This is a genomic window from Paraglaciecola sp. T6c (assembly GCF_000014225.1).
Classification (GTDB): domain Bacteria; phylum Pseudomonadota; class Gammaproteobacteria; order Enterobacterales; family Alteromonadaceae; genus Paraglaciecola; species Paraglaciecola atlantica_A.
Window position 1 is genome coordinate 1,753,085 of record NC_008228.1, and the last position, 13,542, is coordinate 1,766,626.

Below are 13,542 nucleotides of genomic sequence, written 5' to 3' on the forward strand. Positions count from 1 at the left end.
TCAAGAGACAAGCAGGTATTCTAATTAGTATGTCTAGTCATCAATCTCTAAGGAGAAATAGCAATGCAAACACTGCCCCATCAGTACTCAGTCACCGCCAAAGGTGATTCATCAGGTGCTTTAACGGCATATTGTGACAATCTTCCGGATATTTCCGTCGCGCCGCCCTCACAATTTGGCGGTGATGGTGACAAATGGTCACCAGAGGATTTATTTATGGCCGCTATCGCCAATTGTTTTGTGCTCTCGTTTAGGGCAATTGCTAGAGCGTCTAAATTTGAATGGCAAGACATAAAATGTGATTCTCAAGGCACCCTCGACCGAGTGCAGGGGAAAACGTTTTTTACCCAAGTACGAACTACAGTGCAGTTATCGATCCCCAAAACCGAAAATATTGAAAAAGCTGAAAAACTGCTCAATAAAGCCGACGAAGCGTGCTTGATCAGTAATTCAATTTCGTGCGAAATGAGTTTAGAGTGTGACGTTGTTGTACAGTAAGTTTGATGTCTGACTGACTTTCGATGTATTGGTTATGTCAATTTGGTAGCTAATACCAACTCCATTGAATATTCCCTATGTGGCTGATTATTTAGCGGCGTTGGTATCAGACATAAGTTTATTCATCATTAATAAAAATTAACGAGGGCTTATCAGAGTATGAGAGCGGAATTGCGCGCTAAGATCGTCACGGTTTGTGACAAAAAAATAGCCAGCAAGGGCGATAACGTTGGTTTGTCATTTTACGCTTTCTTTGCGAATAAGAACGACGATCCTGCATTACTGATGGAAGCAGCCACGTGGTGGATTGAAACTCACAAATTAGATCATTTTGAGAAAGCTCATAAGATCAAAGACATGGTGCTGAATAACGTTTGATTTAGAGATAAATTAACACCGCTCGGTGTACTCACGTCATAGCAGATAACAGCGTTTCACTTTGTTTCTGTAAGTTGATTCTTATTGGTTTATCCTTTGTTGAGCAGCGACATTTGGAGGGAATAATAATGCAACGAGTCACTGGGATTGGTGGGGTGTTTTTCAAAGCTAAAGATGCACCTACATTACGTGCATGGTACAAACGTCACCTCGGAATAGATGTTCAGGACTGGGGTGGCTCCTCATTTTCATGGTGTGATGCAAATGGCCAAGCCGCTAAAGGCTCGACTGTTTGGTGTATCAGCTCAGCAACTGAAGGGGTTTTTGCACCAAGTAACGCGCCCTTTATGATCAATTATCGGGTGGAAGCGCTGCACGATTTAGTCAAAGTACTAAAAGCTGAAGGCTGTGAAGTGCTAGATAATATTGAAGAGTCTGAATACGGTATTTTTGCTTGGGTTATCGACCCAGAAGGCAATAAAGTGGAGTTATGGCAGCCCCCTAACGGCCATTAACACTGTGTGCTTTATCCAGTGGAACCCCCTAGGGCACTAAAAGCCTATAGGATTGTCTACAAGTTCTATCATTACCTGGGTTGTGTCTAGATAAGACAAATTTGATAACTCATTTTACCTTTAGTAAAACACCACTAAAAATACTCAATCGAAAAATAGCAACTAAGGATTTATATGCGTCACGCTGTGTTATGGGGAAGTGCGTTCGTCTTGGGTTTAAGTGGGTGCGCTGCATCTAAAAGCGATCAGGATGTTGTTAAACAGCAGTTTGGTGAACGCTGTGAAGCGGCCAAACTTGAACTTGATGAAGCGGTTGAAGAGGGGCAATTATCGGATTTACGAACATTAAAGCAGGATATTGAACTGTATTGCGTTTGGCGTAGAAACTAATCGACGGCGGTCGTTTACTGAAGAATAATATGAACTGGGTAGAGCGATAATCAATATAGCTAACCCAAAGTGATGGGCCTATCTGCTCCACACGAATCGCAATGAAAATGATCAAGTTAATCTGATTTTGAAAAGATAAAGCGACGAGTCAGTGGATTAAATAGTGAGTAAATATTTTCCTATCACACTAAAGTATTAGGAATGGAGAATATCGCCGTAACATTATATAAATCAACTACTAAACAGGGTGAAAAAACTAAATTTAAAATATAATAGGAGAATAATTTTATAAACTTTAACCTATAATCAGTTTTGTAGACGGCATACTAATGCAGGGTGGTTAGTTTCTGGACATGTTGCTGAAAGTCATGATTAGAAGTCTTCAGTACTGTAATTCGTTTTTGTTTGGTCAGTTGGAATTTTTTGAAATATGTTTGAGAAACTCATCTCCCGTCTTTTTAAGCGCAGTCGTGCTAGTAACGCTGCCGATAATGATAAAGGTGTTTCTAATAACACCGTAAATACTGCGGCTAACCCTCAGCAAAACAACAAACGTAAACTTGCAAATTCAACTGAGAAAACGAGCGATAATATTGTCGAATCTTACGACATACCGATACCAACTCGCACGGTCAACATCAGTGTCGCCTCATTAAATCGTCTTGATTTTTTATTCTACGATTACTTGCTTGGGCCTTCACAAACTAGCACCACATTGAACCCCATCGAGCAGTACATTTTAACGCGGGTAAATCATGCGCTGAAATCTCCCGATAGCGTACTAACCCATTTTCCAGTGTTACCTCAATCGGTTATTTCACTAACCAATTTGCTAAATAATCCTGATTTTAATTTGCAGTCATTTATCAAGGTCGTTGAACAAGAGCCAAGCATTGCGACTGAATTGATGAAAAAAGCCAATAGTCCAGCTTATAAACGCGGTGATAAAGACATTACTAACTTGCAGCAGGCTTTTATGTTTATGGGGGCAAATGACATAAAAGAGTTCGTGCTTAATCGCTTCATTAAGAACTTATGTCAGCAAAAGCCTATTTATTTTAAAACCTTCGGTGAGAAAATTTGGCTACATAGCCAAGATGTAGCCATTGTGGCCAAAACACTCGCGGCGAGGCGTAAGCAAAATGCCGATGCCGCTTATACCATTGGTCTGATGCACGATTTGGGTAAAGTTGTTATTTTTCAGTTTATGGTCGAGGCGTTTAAAATGATCGATCCAGATTTTAAACAAGACTCGTTGGTGTTTAAGAAATTTCTCAGTGAGAAATCGATGCTGCTCAGCGTAGAGTTAATGAAAATCTGGAATATGCCCAGTGTGATTATTGATGTAGTGCAAGGGCAGGTGGAAGACATTACGAACGTGGATGATCTCGACCCCATGACGGCGATATTATTTGAAGCTAATTTGATCAGCGAGATAAGCTTGTCATACCAAGATGGGCATATTCAACCCGCCGAATTTGAGTCATTAGTCAGTAATACCAAACTTCGGGGTGACGCCAAGTTACTGTTACGTGAAATACTCAATATATACTCAGACGAAGCAAGTTCATCCTGCATAACTTGACGGGTCGAGAGCATGGCTAGGAACTAAGAAAGCTCTTCAGCGCGTTTAGTTCATATTAAATTCTTTCAATGCATTCATAGCCAGTTGTGCCTTGCCACTGGGCACATAAATGTGATCGTGATAATAGGCCGCAACCACGTTTGCACTGATGTCGTATTCGGTTAATTTTGCTGCTACTGCTGCGGTCAATCCCACAGCCTCTAGACTAGAATGTACCGTGAGGGTAATTTGTCTATAGGTGCCGTCAAAAGGTATTTTCGCCTGTTTGGCATCTTCGGCTAGTAAAATTAATGTTAAGCCTTCCGATTCTTGAAAAAAGCACACCGGATCCAAATGTGCATAATCAGCTACCTTACCGTCTACTGTGCAAAAGGCATACTCGCCGTCTTGCAAAAATGGCGACATCGATTTAAGTAATTCATCTAATTGTGTAATGCCTGACATGTTGTTTCCTGCTTTCATTGAGATTTAATACAGTGCTAATACTGACGAGGTGAGCATCTTACTTGAATAGGTTGCATGTGTGAACGAGCGGTAGCGCCACCCGTGAAGACGCTTATGGTCTTGTTGTTTTTCCACCTTAAGCAAAATGAGGGGCTCGCTTTTCAAAAAATGCCGCGACGGATTCTTTAAACTCGGCAGAGGCTAGTTGCTCGGCAAATATGACACCTTCACGTTTCATTTGCGCCTGAACTTCCTCTTTGTTTACGCCACGAATTAAGCGCTTTGATTGCTTAACTGAATTAGGCGCTAAACTGGCGACTTGCTCTGCTATTTTTAGACTTTCAGCGACTAAGACGTCATCCTCGAATACGCGCGTAACAAGTCCTGCACTCAGTGCTTCTCTAGCATCAAGTATGCGACCTGCAAGCATTAAATCATTTGCCCATGCTTGACCCACCGCAAGGGGGAGCAACAAGCTGGATGCGGCTTCAGGTACTAAACCTACATGGGTAAAGGGGGCGCGAAAGCGTGCACTTTTGCTGGCATACACCATATCGCAATGTAGCAACATGGTAAGGCCAACCCCGATGGCAGGGCCATTCACCGCGACCACAATAGGGGTTTCACATTCTGAGATAGCCTTTAAAAATCGAATGACCGAAGGGGTGCCACTCTCTTCAACTGGGTTAATGAAATCATCTAAATCATTACCCGCAGTGAAGGTATCGCCGTTAGCGGTTAATAGAACAGCGCGGATCTGATCGTCATGGTTGCTTCGCTCTAGCTCATCCGCTAAGGCCGCGTACAGTTCACGATTGAGCGCATTTTTTAGCTCAGGACGATTTATGGTTAACGAAAGAACTCGGTTATTTAGGGAAACATTAAGGCTCTTTGACATGATGAGACTCCGACAATGGGGTTGGGTTGATGCAAGTCACTAAAACGGTTCTTTTTCACTGACTATGTTTTCTGCATTTTGCGTGACGTGCATTAGAAACCGCGCAATGGTTTCTTGCTCATCTAGGGTGAAATGTTCCAACAAGGCATGATTTATATTGCGTACCTTTGAAGCGGAGCGCTGTGCAAGATCACGTCCTTTGGCCAATAAGATAACATTTTGTACCCTAGCATCAGTTGTCCCCTGTTGGCGGGTAACCAGTGCTGCTTTGGTCATTCTGTCAATCACGCCTGATAAGCTGGAGTAGCTCATGTTGAGCGAATCAGCGATGGCTGTGATCGGCGCGTTATCCTGTTTAGATAATGTGAAAAGCACAGCTAATTGAGTCGTGCTAACGTGCAGCTCGCTTTTGAGTTTTTTATCCGCGGCTTTAAAAAGCGCACCATGCGCTAACTGCAGCAAGTGAAATATCTTAAGTTGCTTTTTCATTGTGTACCATTTTCATTATCTATTTATTTAATGTACGAAATAAATATTTATAACGCAACGCTTTGGTCTATTTTTTGCTCGTTATTCAGTAATCTAAAACCGTTTTATTTAATGTTGGAAATAAATTATTTTACATGAGAAATAAATAGTGCTCTTATCTGGTTATTGGGCATCAGAACCTAAACGCATTGACTCAATCAACAACCAAGAGGCTAGTCATGAACAATTCAACGCAATCGGCTATTGCATCGTCTACGCAATCTTTAGCAGGTGTTGCAATATCTAGTGATATAGCGGCCGAATTGAATAGCAGAAACGAGTCTTCCATCACGGATGAAGCTTCATCTAGCGGGTTAAGCATTGAGCATGACATCGTTACAGATGCTGGTCATTCGGTGGTGCTAAAGGTTTTTAAGAGTCAGCTAAAACCTGTAAAAGGCATTTGCGTGGTTGCGGCCGCGACGGGCGTAGCGCAGCATCTCTACCAGGATTTCGCGATATGGCTAACCAGCTTAGGCTTTCATGTTGTGACATTTGATTATGATGGCATTGGTTCGTCTATGGATCGCCATGTAAAGCATTGCAATAGTGACTTGTTAGGGTGGGCGAATAATGATTGTCCCGCAGTACTTAATTTTGTTGAGAGGCACTTCAGCGGTCTCGAGTGTATTTGGATTGGTCACAGTGTAGGCGGTCACATGCTGGGCATGATGCCTAATACTGGCCCGATCAGCCGGGCGATTACAGTTGGTACTGGCACAGGAACGTGGTGGTACAATTCGCCCCCCACTAAGCGTGTTGCGTGGTTTTTGTGGTATTTTCTAGTGCCACTGACAGTGCCGACTTTGGGCTACTTCCCTGGGGATAAGCTAAACATCATGTGCAACCTGCCCAAGGGCGTGATGATGCAATGGCGACGTTGGTGCCTTAAAGAGGGGTATGCAGTTGAGAACGAAGGGCAGTGGCTTAAGGAGCGCTTCGCCAATGTGAGCTTACCTATTTGCGCAATTGCGTTCAGTGATGATGAAATGATGTCTTTGAAGAATATCGATATGTTGCATGATCAGTTCAGCACTGCAAATATAACCCGACACACTGTCGCGCCTAAAGATGTTGATCACAAAAGAATAGGGCATATTGGTTGGCATAAGGGACGTTACCAAAATATGTGGGAAAAGGTATTCAGGCCTTTGTTACTGAGTTAACGCGAGAGAAGCGCGTCATTATAACTGTTCAACCAGTTGCTCGCAGAGTATTACACGCTAGGGTAAGGTTTTTACCGTACATTCAGCCTTTTCATCCGCAAGAGTGAACTTATTGCAGAAAACGGAGGTCAACTGTTACATAATTGTTAAATAGTAATATAAATACTTTTGTGAGAATTCATGGCGTCATTATTCCCTCTTCCTAGCGTTGCAAACAACGATAAGCCTAATCCGAAAAAACAAACAGTGAAGGTGCGTTATCACTCGAACTTATTAGTTGTGTTAATTGCAATGGACGTATTAGGCGTGCTTGTTATGTTGACGGGGTTGCGGCAGCAGTTTCATCAGCAAGGCGTTTTACCTGAAACCATTGACGGCCCTTATGCTGGTGTCATGATGGTCGTTGCAGGTGTGATGCTCACCTTGCCCTTTTTTATTTGGAGCTTTAAAGCCAGTTTTAGACCCTTTGGCACTCTAAACAAATAGCGTGCTAAGTCTGTATTAAGCAAGCTACTCCTCTTCAAAATATTTACACTTGCTTCGCCGCAGTCAAAGGCTCAGTGGGGACCCTTTATTCATTTCAAAACACTCTCAAGAGCCATATGTGGTTCATGACGCTAATCAAATGCCCTGTAGCCATACAGTCAACCAGCTAAGCAATATTAGCCTTTGCTGAGTACTTTTGCTGCACTGTGGTCTCCCTTACCTGAGTCAAAAACGTTAACCACAACCATTTTATGCTTTTGTTCTATTCGAACATTGGACGGGCATTCAATCGAAAATAAAGGGTTCTTTATTCGCCTTAGCTCGGATCCAATTCAAGGAAGATCTCACCGACTGTCTTGATAGTAGATTCTGTTCGAGTTTGTTTTTACCTGGGAAGGGTATCAAGCTTAACCCTATTAACATGGTTATTAAGCCTTGACCGGGCAAAACTAACATAATAATTCCACACACTAGTAAGCCTATCCCAAAGAGAATTTTTACCATTTCAATGATGAATATTAAGCTGTTTTTGCCCGGCGTTCGGTTAGGAATGATATCAGCATTTTTATCTTTGTTTTTTCTGCGGATAAAGTATCGTTTATCCATGTTTGTAATGATGTAGCTCATCAATATGAAGTAACCAATAGAAACCGCCGACGTTAGCAAAATGGTCAAAAATATAAAATTTGGGCCAAATGTATCCGTTAAATAGGTTGTCGCTATGGTGTAATATTCTGTCAGCACTTATTTTCCGAAATTGATTTACATAAGCATTATTTGAGTAGGGTTTTATGCAAATAGTTGAACAATGGACCCAATGGGTTTACATCCATTGGGTAACCATCATAGTTGTTTTGCATATTGGCTTGTCCATTATGTCATCGTTACATGTACTTATGTTCAAAGAAAATGAACGAACATCGTTAGCGTGGATTGGATTAGTGATCTTTTCGCCCGTCATAGGCAGTCTATTTTATTGGCTGTTTGGGATAAATCGTATTAAGCGCTCAGCGCAGAAAAAACACCCTCAAACACTTAAGCAGGATTTTCGCGCCCCAGAACAACCCAATAAAATATCTCATATTCCGGCGCATTGGCATCCGGCAGTCATTGCGGGGCATACCATTCACCCTGTTAACTACGTTTCAGATAATAGTGTTGAGCCATTGGTTAACGGTGATATGGCTTACCCAGAAATGCTCCAATCTATTCATGCGGCTCATCGCTATATCGTTTTATCGAGTTACATATTTGACTGCGACTCACTTGGACGACAATTTGTAGATGCCCTGTCCGATGCGCATCAAAGAGGGGTCATCGTAAACGTATTATTGGACGGTGTAGGCATTGGATACAGCTGGCATAAATCAGACCGAGCCTTAAAGAAGCTCGGGGTGAAAACGGCTCGTTTTTTACCTGCCATTTCGCTTACGACTATTCGCTTTATTAACTTACGGAATCATCGAAAAATACTTTGTGTAGATGGTGAAGTAGCCTATGTCGGTGGAATGAATATAAGTAAAAATAATGAGGTTAAATCGGCTGAACACCCGATTGATGATATCCACTTTAAAGTAACCGGCCCGGTGATAGATCAAATTAGTCAGGTATTTGTAGAAGATTGGTTTTTTGCGACCGGAGAATTAATTGAATTTCCTTCGTTCGTACAAACCACGATGACCAAAACAAGTAATAAATCGGTTATTGCTCGGGCCATTCAAGATGGTCCCGATGAAGACCACAATAAAATACGTTGGACTTTGATTAACGCACTCGTTTGCGCTCAAACAAGTGTGAAAATTATGACCCCTTATTTTATACCAGACCAAACCCTAATGACGTCTTTACACGCTGCGGCCCTACGTGGTGTATCAGTGGAGATAATCGTGCCTAGACACAGCAACATTCCTTTTGTGGATTGGGTGATGGAAGCAAATTTCTCGCGCATAATTAAGCACGGTATAAAAATCTATAAAAATAATAGGCCATTTGACCACAGTAAAATTGTTGTTATCGACGACATTTGGTCATTTGTCGGCTCGACTAACTGGGATGCCAGAAGTTTAGAATTTAATTTTGAAATTAATTTAGAGTGTTTTGATAGGCAACTTAATGCCAAATTGAGAGCGTTTTTTCTTTCTAAAAAACAAAACTCGCTACCGGTTACACAGCAGGAAATTAGCAATCTACCCTTTTATAAGAAGACTCGTAACAATTTGTTCCGGTTATTTTCACCCTATCTTTGATAGAGTTATTGGGCACCAGATCTTTCTATAATCTTGTTTGCTAGAGGCCGATAAAGTCATGCTTAAGAGTCGTTTTAGCCCATTGGAGTCTGTGAAAATAATGGGGCATGCACCCAACCCAGTTATGGGGCCGAACATTGAGCTTTTGCTGTGGAATGTGTTCAAATGCAAAAAAAAGGGCTGGTTAGAAGATTTCAAATCTCTTTCTAGTGACAAAGATTTAATCCTTTTACAAGAAGCGGTATTAAATTCACCTTATGATGTCGACTTCAAAAAGTCGCTACAGCATCAGTGGATGATGGCGCGTAGTTTCAAAAACGTGAAAACGAATATTGAAACGGGCGTTAAGACGGGGTCGACTGTTGCGGCGCAGCAACATTACTTTTCGGTATCGAAGCCTAGCGAACCTGTTTCTCAAACAAAAAAAATGTTGTTAGCGACGGTCTATCCATTGCCCACATTAGGGCAGTCGCTACTCGTAGTAAACTCTCACCTTATTAATTTTGTCTCTTTTGATAAGTTCAGTATGCACTTGAACCAAGTATTCCACATGCTGGAAAATCATGATGGACCCATATTGTTAGCGGGTGACTTTAACACTTGGAATGGCAAAAGATTACGTTACTTTAATCAGTTAGCAAAATCGTTTTCGTTGGACGAAGTGAGAATGGATCGTAAGCCAAGGTTCAATCATTTGTTTCAGCACCTTGACCATATCTATTTTCGTGGATTAGAGGTTGTTAACGCTCACGTGCATACGAATATTCACTCTTCTGATCATTATCCAATCAGCTTGACGTTGCATACGCTAAATTCAGCGTCTGCAAAGTAACCTAGTGTTAATTCTATTTGAATGTATACCAACCGATTCAACGAAAGGGGTATTTAGAGTGTGGTTGAATTGATTCTGGTCACTAAATCGTCACTGGGCGCTGACTATACTTAAGTCTTTGCGATAAAGGCGAGTTTGTTCGGATGAGGCTCGTAGCGTTATTCCACCAACACCCTTTACATTGTCTAGGAGAGTAATATGCGATCACGCGCTATTTTATGGCCTACGGATTTTTCCGATACTTCGTCACATGCTTTGCAGTACGTCGTTGAAATGGCAAATTTAGATCGAGTGGGTATCCGTATTTTGCATGTCATTGAGCAGCCTTCAGGAAATGAGAATTACATGATCCTTACGATCACTCCCTCTGAATTAGCTAAGAATATGGAAGATGCTGCCGCAACTAAAATGCATGATTTATTAAGTCAGTTAGATACGAGTTTAAAGATTGAGACGATTATCCGACACGGAGATGCGGTCGATGAAATCTTGGCTGAAACCAATAGCGGTGATATTGGCATGGAGGTTATCGCCAGCCACGGAAGAACCGGCATGTCTCATTTTCTGCATGATAATGTTGCCGACGCGATCGTTAAAAAAGCGAACTGCCCAGTACTCGTAATCAAATAAATGCGTTAAATCGATGCGTTTAAGTAAGCGCGTTTAAATAAGTGTGTTTGTCAAATGTGTGGCCTATGCCTGACTCAATTCTAATTTTTAAATTGACCAGAGTTGATATCAGGCTGTGATAGCACCTCATAGTCGCAGACTGAGCGCCTAATGCGGTAACGCTTTGGTGAAAGCATAGTAAATTAAAAGTAAAAAGATGACTGAATGCCAGACGCCACTTAATAGTCGTGTACAAGGTCCTTCAGGTTTTACGTCAGTTACAGCGACAATCCCCCAATAGTCTCGGTGAAACCTGGTTGTTATAGTGTCCTTAAATTCACTTTGTATCTACTTTCTGTCATTTGTAAAGGGTAGGTTCTGCTGACAAACACAGTGCAAATCATTTCTTTTGCAGTTAACGAACAGCTGTATTTTTTTGCAAAACAAAATATTAAAGCATACGATTCATATATGTTTTATATGCAAATGGTATGTCATGGGAATCATAAAAATATCTGACGAAGTTCACGACGAAGTGCGAAAAAGCTGTCAAGTCATGTCTCGTTCTATCAATGCGCAAGCTGAATTTTGGATAAAAATGGGGCGACTAGCGGAGTTAAATCCCACGTTAACGTTCTCAGAACTTATTGTTAAAGAACTGGAAAATGCCAACGCTGACACTGCCTTAAAAGTTGTCAAATAGTATGCAAGTCAACATTAAAACGGCAAAAGAAATTGAGTTGATGCGAGCGTCAGGAAAACTCTTGGCTGAAGTATTCCATATGTTAGATGGCTTTGTACAAGAAGGGATCTCTACGCTAGAGATCAATAATCACGTCGATAATTTCATTCGTAATACATTAAATGCAAGGCCTGCAAGTGTTGGTCAATACGGTTATCAATTTGCATTAAATTCATCCGTAAATGAAGTCATTTGTCATGGGGTTCCGCGCGATAGCTACAAGCTAAAGTCGCGAGATATTGTTAATTTAGACATTACTCTCGAGAAAAATGGTTTTATTGCAGACTCCAGCAAAATGTATGTCATGAGCGACGCAAGTCCACTGGCCAAGCGTCTTGTCAAAACCACTTACGAAGCCATGTGGGCAGGTATCAAAAAAGTGAAGCCGGGTGCAACATTAGGTGATGTCGGTGCTGCGATACAAACCGTAGCACAAAGCAATGGTTACTCTGTTGTCAAAGAGTTTTGTGGGCATGGCATAGGCCGAGAAATGCATGAAGATCCACAAGTTCTTCACTTCGGAGAGGCAGGAACAGGACTGAGTTTGCAAGCAGGGATGACATTTACCATTGAGCCGATGATTAATCAGGGGAAGGCAAAAACAAAGACTAAAAAAGATGGTTGGACAGTGATTACTGCCGATAAAAAGCTGTCTGCTCAATGGGAGCACACGATTTTAGTGACGCAAACGGGTTATGAAGTTTTAACGCTTCGACAAGAAGAAGCAGATCTGATTTAGCCCAAACGTACTCATTAATAAGTCATTGTGAGGAAGTGCTTAGTCATCATTTGGATACCATAGAGCTTGGTAACCACTCTAGCTGGTTCATTGCGGTACCTGTAAACATTTAGGCCATACTCGGCAGAAAGTTGACTTCTTTTAAGCCCTCAAAAGGTCTTGGCCATTTATAGCCTAGGGTTAAAGAATCGGTGCTGTATTAAGCGCGAGTTAAAAAGTGCCAAGATTACAGCCTTTACTGCGCAGGATAAGCGAGCGCTCATATGTTTATCGCCTGAGTTTAAAACAGCCCGTAAGCGGAATGACGTTTGATAAGAGCGCTAAAATTCGATACGCAGCAGAGTCAAGGCGCTGCTTTCATTCCTTTTAATATGCCAACCTGTTTGCATTCCATTGGCGTTTAATCTGCCTAATAACGCGGATATCAAATTAACTGAGCCATTTTGTTTATAATTTGGTCACAAGATAAAGCAGGGAGACACCTAATATAAAGAACAAGAAACGGATCCCAGTTTCTCTAAGGTCTTTTGCGTGTTTAACCTCGGGTATCAGATCTGCACCTGCGATGTATAAGAAGTTTCCTGCGCCTAATGCGACAAGAAAATACACATTCAAACTTTGTCCAACTACGAAAGCAATAACGCCACCAAGCGGGAAAGTGAGTGCAGAAATGAAATTGTATAAAAGTGCCTTTCGGCGAGAATAACCTGCATGGACCATAGCCCCGAAGTCACCTATTTCTTGTGGGAGTTCGTGCAATGCCGCAGCGGTCCAAGCCGCTATCCCTGCTCGTATATCGATGAGGAAAATAGCGCCAATCGCCAACCCGCCGAGCAGATTATGTACACCATCAGCAATCAAAAGTAGCGGGCCTAACGGGCGCACATGCTCTGAAGGCACGCGGTGACAATGATGCCACTCCAATAATTGGTCGAGTGCGAAAAAAGCAGTAAAGCCGGCAACTACCCATAGCATCACGTGTATGAGCGACTCTGAAGCGCTCAGCGCATGTGGGATCATATGAAAGAACGCTCCGCCGAGTAACGAACCTGCCGCGAATGCGACAATTGGCATCAACCAGCGCTTTAAGGTTTTCTCGGGCAAAAGAATAAAAAGCCCGCCAATGACAGCTATCATGCTCATCAATAGGCCAAAGCCGAGGATTACAAACAGTGTATTATTCAACGTTATGCCTCTGAGATGTAAACCTGTGCTTGAGACAGTAATAAGGGCAACTGATTTTGTAAATACGTAGATTCCGATCGTTTATTTCACTTGCGGGCTTAACGAAAATTTTTGAACATATTTAGTGGAGTAGAAAACTTATTGCTGTATTAAACTATGGCCCTCATCACCAAGATAAAAAATTACGCCATGTGCTAACCGATGACTTAATTGGTGTATGAGATGACTCAAGTGTCTTCATTGAAACATCTTACTCACCGCAATAGTGCTTGGATTGAACTCTCGGATTTAATATTTACGT

The 13,542-nt window shown here is 41.9% G+C and carries 17 protein-coding genes; 12 read left to right on the forward strand and 5 right to left on the reverse strand.

The annotated features are described in order from the left end of the window. The first annotated feature begins 63 nt into the window (after positions 1–63). The 5 genes from PATL_RS07460 to PATL_RS07480 all read left to right on the forward strand — a co-directional run bounded on the left by PATL_RS07460 (position 64) and on the right by PATL_RS07480 (position 3,366). Positions 64–498 (forward strand): OsmC family protein, encoded by a 435-nt coding sequence (locus PATL_RS07460; RefSeq protein ID WP_011574296.1) that lies wholly within the window; start codon positions 64–66, stop codon positions 496–498. Positions 499–657: 159 nt separating this feature from the next. Further along, positions 658–876: a DUF6500 family protein gene (locus PATL_RS07465; protein WP_011574297.1), complete on the forward strand. Its 219-nt coding sequence runs from the start codon at positions 658–660 to the stop codon at positions 874–876. A 128-nt stretch (positions 877–1,004) separates the two neighbouring features. Next, positions 1,005–1,391 (forward strand): VOC family protein, encoded by a 387-nt coding sequence (locus PATL_RS07470; protein WP_011574298.1) that lies wholly within the window; start codon positions 1,005–1,007, stop codon positions 1,389–1,391. 174 nt (positions 1,392–1,565) lie between these two features. After that, positions 1,566–1,781 carry a hypothetical protein gene (locus PATL_RS07475; protein WP_041713506.1) on the forward strand — a complete coding sequence of 72 codons (216 nt, stop codon included), beginning with the start codon at positions 1,566–1,568 and terminating at the stop codon, positions 1,779–1,781. A gap of 430 nt (positions 1,782–2,211) precedes the next feature. After that, entirely contained in the window at positions 2,212–3,366 is a 1,155-nt protein-coding gene (locus PATL_RS07480; RefSeq protein ID WP_011574299.1) for an HDOD domain-containing protein, read from the forward strand. A gap of 45 nt (positions 3,367–3,411) precedes the next feature. Here the strand turns inward: PATL_RS07480 and PATL_RS07485 are convergent, their stop codons facing one another. The 3 genes from PATL_RS07485 to PATL_RS07495 form a co-directional block, all read right to left on the reverse strand. Beyond that, entirely contained in the window at positions 3,412–3,810 is a 399-nt protein-coding gene (locus PATL_RS07485) for an ACT domain-containing protein (protein ID WP_011574300.1), read from the reverse strand. A gap of 136 nt (positions 3,811–3,946) precedes the next feature. Further along, complete coding sequence (locus tag PATL_RS07490; protein WP_011574301.1) at positions 3,947–4,708, reverse strand: enoyl-CoA hydratase; 762 nt, start codon at positions 4,706–4,708, stop codon at positions 3,947–3,949. Between the two features lie 39 nt (positions 4,709–4,747). Beyond that, complete coding sequence (locus tag PATL_RS07495) at positions 4,748–5,197, reverse strand: MarR family winged helix-turn-helix transcriptional regulator (protein WP_011574302.1); 450 nt, start codon at positions 5,195–5,197, stop codon at positions 4,748–4,750. A 218-nt stretch (positions 5,198–5,415) separates the two neighbouring features. Between PATL_RS07495 and PATL_RS07500 the strand changes: the two genes are divergently transcribed. Both PATL_RS07500 and PATL_RS07505 read left to right on the forward strand, forming a co-directional pair. Next, the gene (locus PATL_RS07500; protein ID WP_011574303.1) at positions 5,416–6,402 is read left to right on the forward strand and encodes an alpha/beta hydrolase family protein; all 987 of its coding nucleotides are present in this window, start codon (positions 5,416–5,418) and stop codon (positions 6,400–6,402) included. A 180-nt stretch (positions 6,403–6,582) separates the two neighbouring features. Continuing rightward, the gene (locus tag PATL_RS07505; RefSeq protein ID WP_011574304.1) at positions 6,583–6,888 is read left to right on the forward strand and encodes a hypothetical protein; all 306 of its coding nucleotides are present in this window, start codon (positions 6,583–6,585) and stop codon (positions 6,886–6,888) included. A gap of 285 nt (positions 6,889–7,173) precedes the next feature. Here the strand turns inward: PATL_RS07505 and PATL_RS07510 are convergent, their stop codons facing one another. Beyond that, positions 7,174–7,632 (reverse strand): hypothetical protein, encoded by a 459-nt coding sequence (locus tag PATL_RS07510; RefSeq protein ID WP_011574305.1) that lies wholly within the window; start codon positions 7,630–7,632, stop codon positions 7,174–7,176. A gap of 47 nt (positions 7,633–7,679) precedes the next feature. Between PATL_RS07510 and cls the strand changes: the two genes are divergently transcribed. From cls to map, 5 genes are all read left to right on the forward strand, one after another. Further along, entirely contained in the window at positions 7,680–9,134 is a 1,455-nt protein-coding gene (gene cls / locus PATL_RS07515; protein WP_011574306.1) for a cardiolipin synthase, read from the forward strand. Between the two features lie 58 nt (positions 9,135–9,192). After that, on the forward strand, positions 9,193–9,966 hold the full coding sequence (locus tag PATL_RS07520; protein WP_011574307.1) for an endonuclease/exonuclease/phosphatase family protein: 774 nt from the start codon (positions 9,193–9,195) through the stop codon (positions 9,964–9,966). Between the two features lie 198 nt (positions 9,967–10,164). Continuing rightward, a complete protein-coding gene (locus PATL_RS07525) occupies positions 10,165–10,596 on the forward strand; it encodes a universal stress protein (RefSeq protein ID WP_011574308.1) in 432 nt (143 codons plus the stop codon). 475 nt (positions 10,597–11,071) lie between these two features. Continuing rightward, a complete protein-coding gene (locus PATL_RS07530; protein WP_011574309.1) occupies positions 11,072–11,278 on the forward strand; it encodes a ParD-like family protein in 207 nt (68 codons plus the stop codon). A gap of 1 nt (position 11,279) precedes the next feature. Beyond that, on the forward strand, positions 11,280–12,056 hold the full coding sequence (gene map, locus PATL_RS07535) for a type I methionyl aminopeptidase (protein ID WP_011574310.1): 777 nt from the start codon (positions 11,280–11,282) through the stop codon (positions 12,054–12,056). 447 nt (positions 12,057–12,503) lie between these two features. On the opposite strand, the gene PATL_RS07540 is transcribed toward map, so the two are convergent. Further along, complete coding sequence (locus PATL_RS07540) at positions 12,504–13,199, reverse strand: ZIP family metal transporter (protein ID WP_011574311.1); 696 nt, start codon at positions 13,197–13,199, stop codon at positions 12,504–12,506. Positions 13,200–13,542 lie beyond the last annotated feature (343 nt).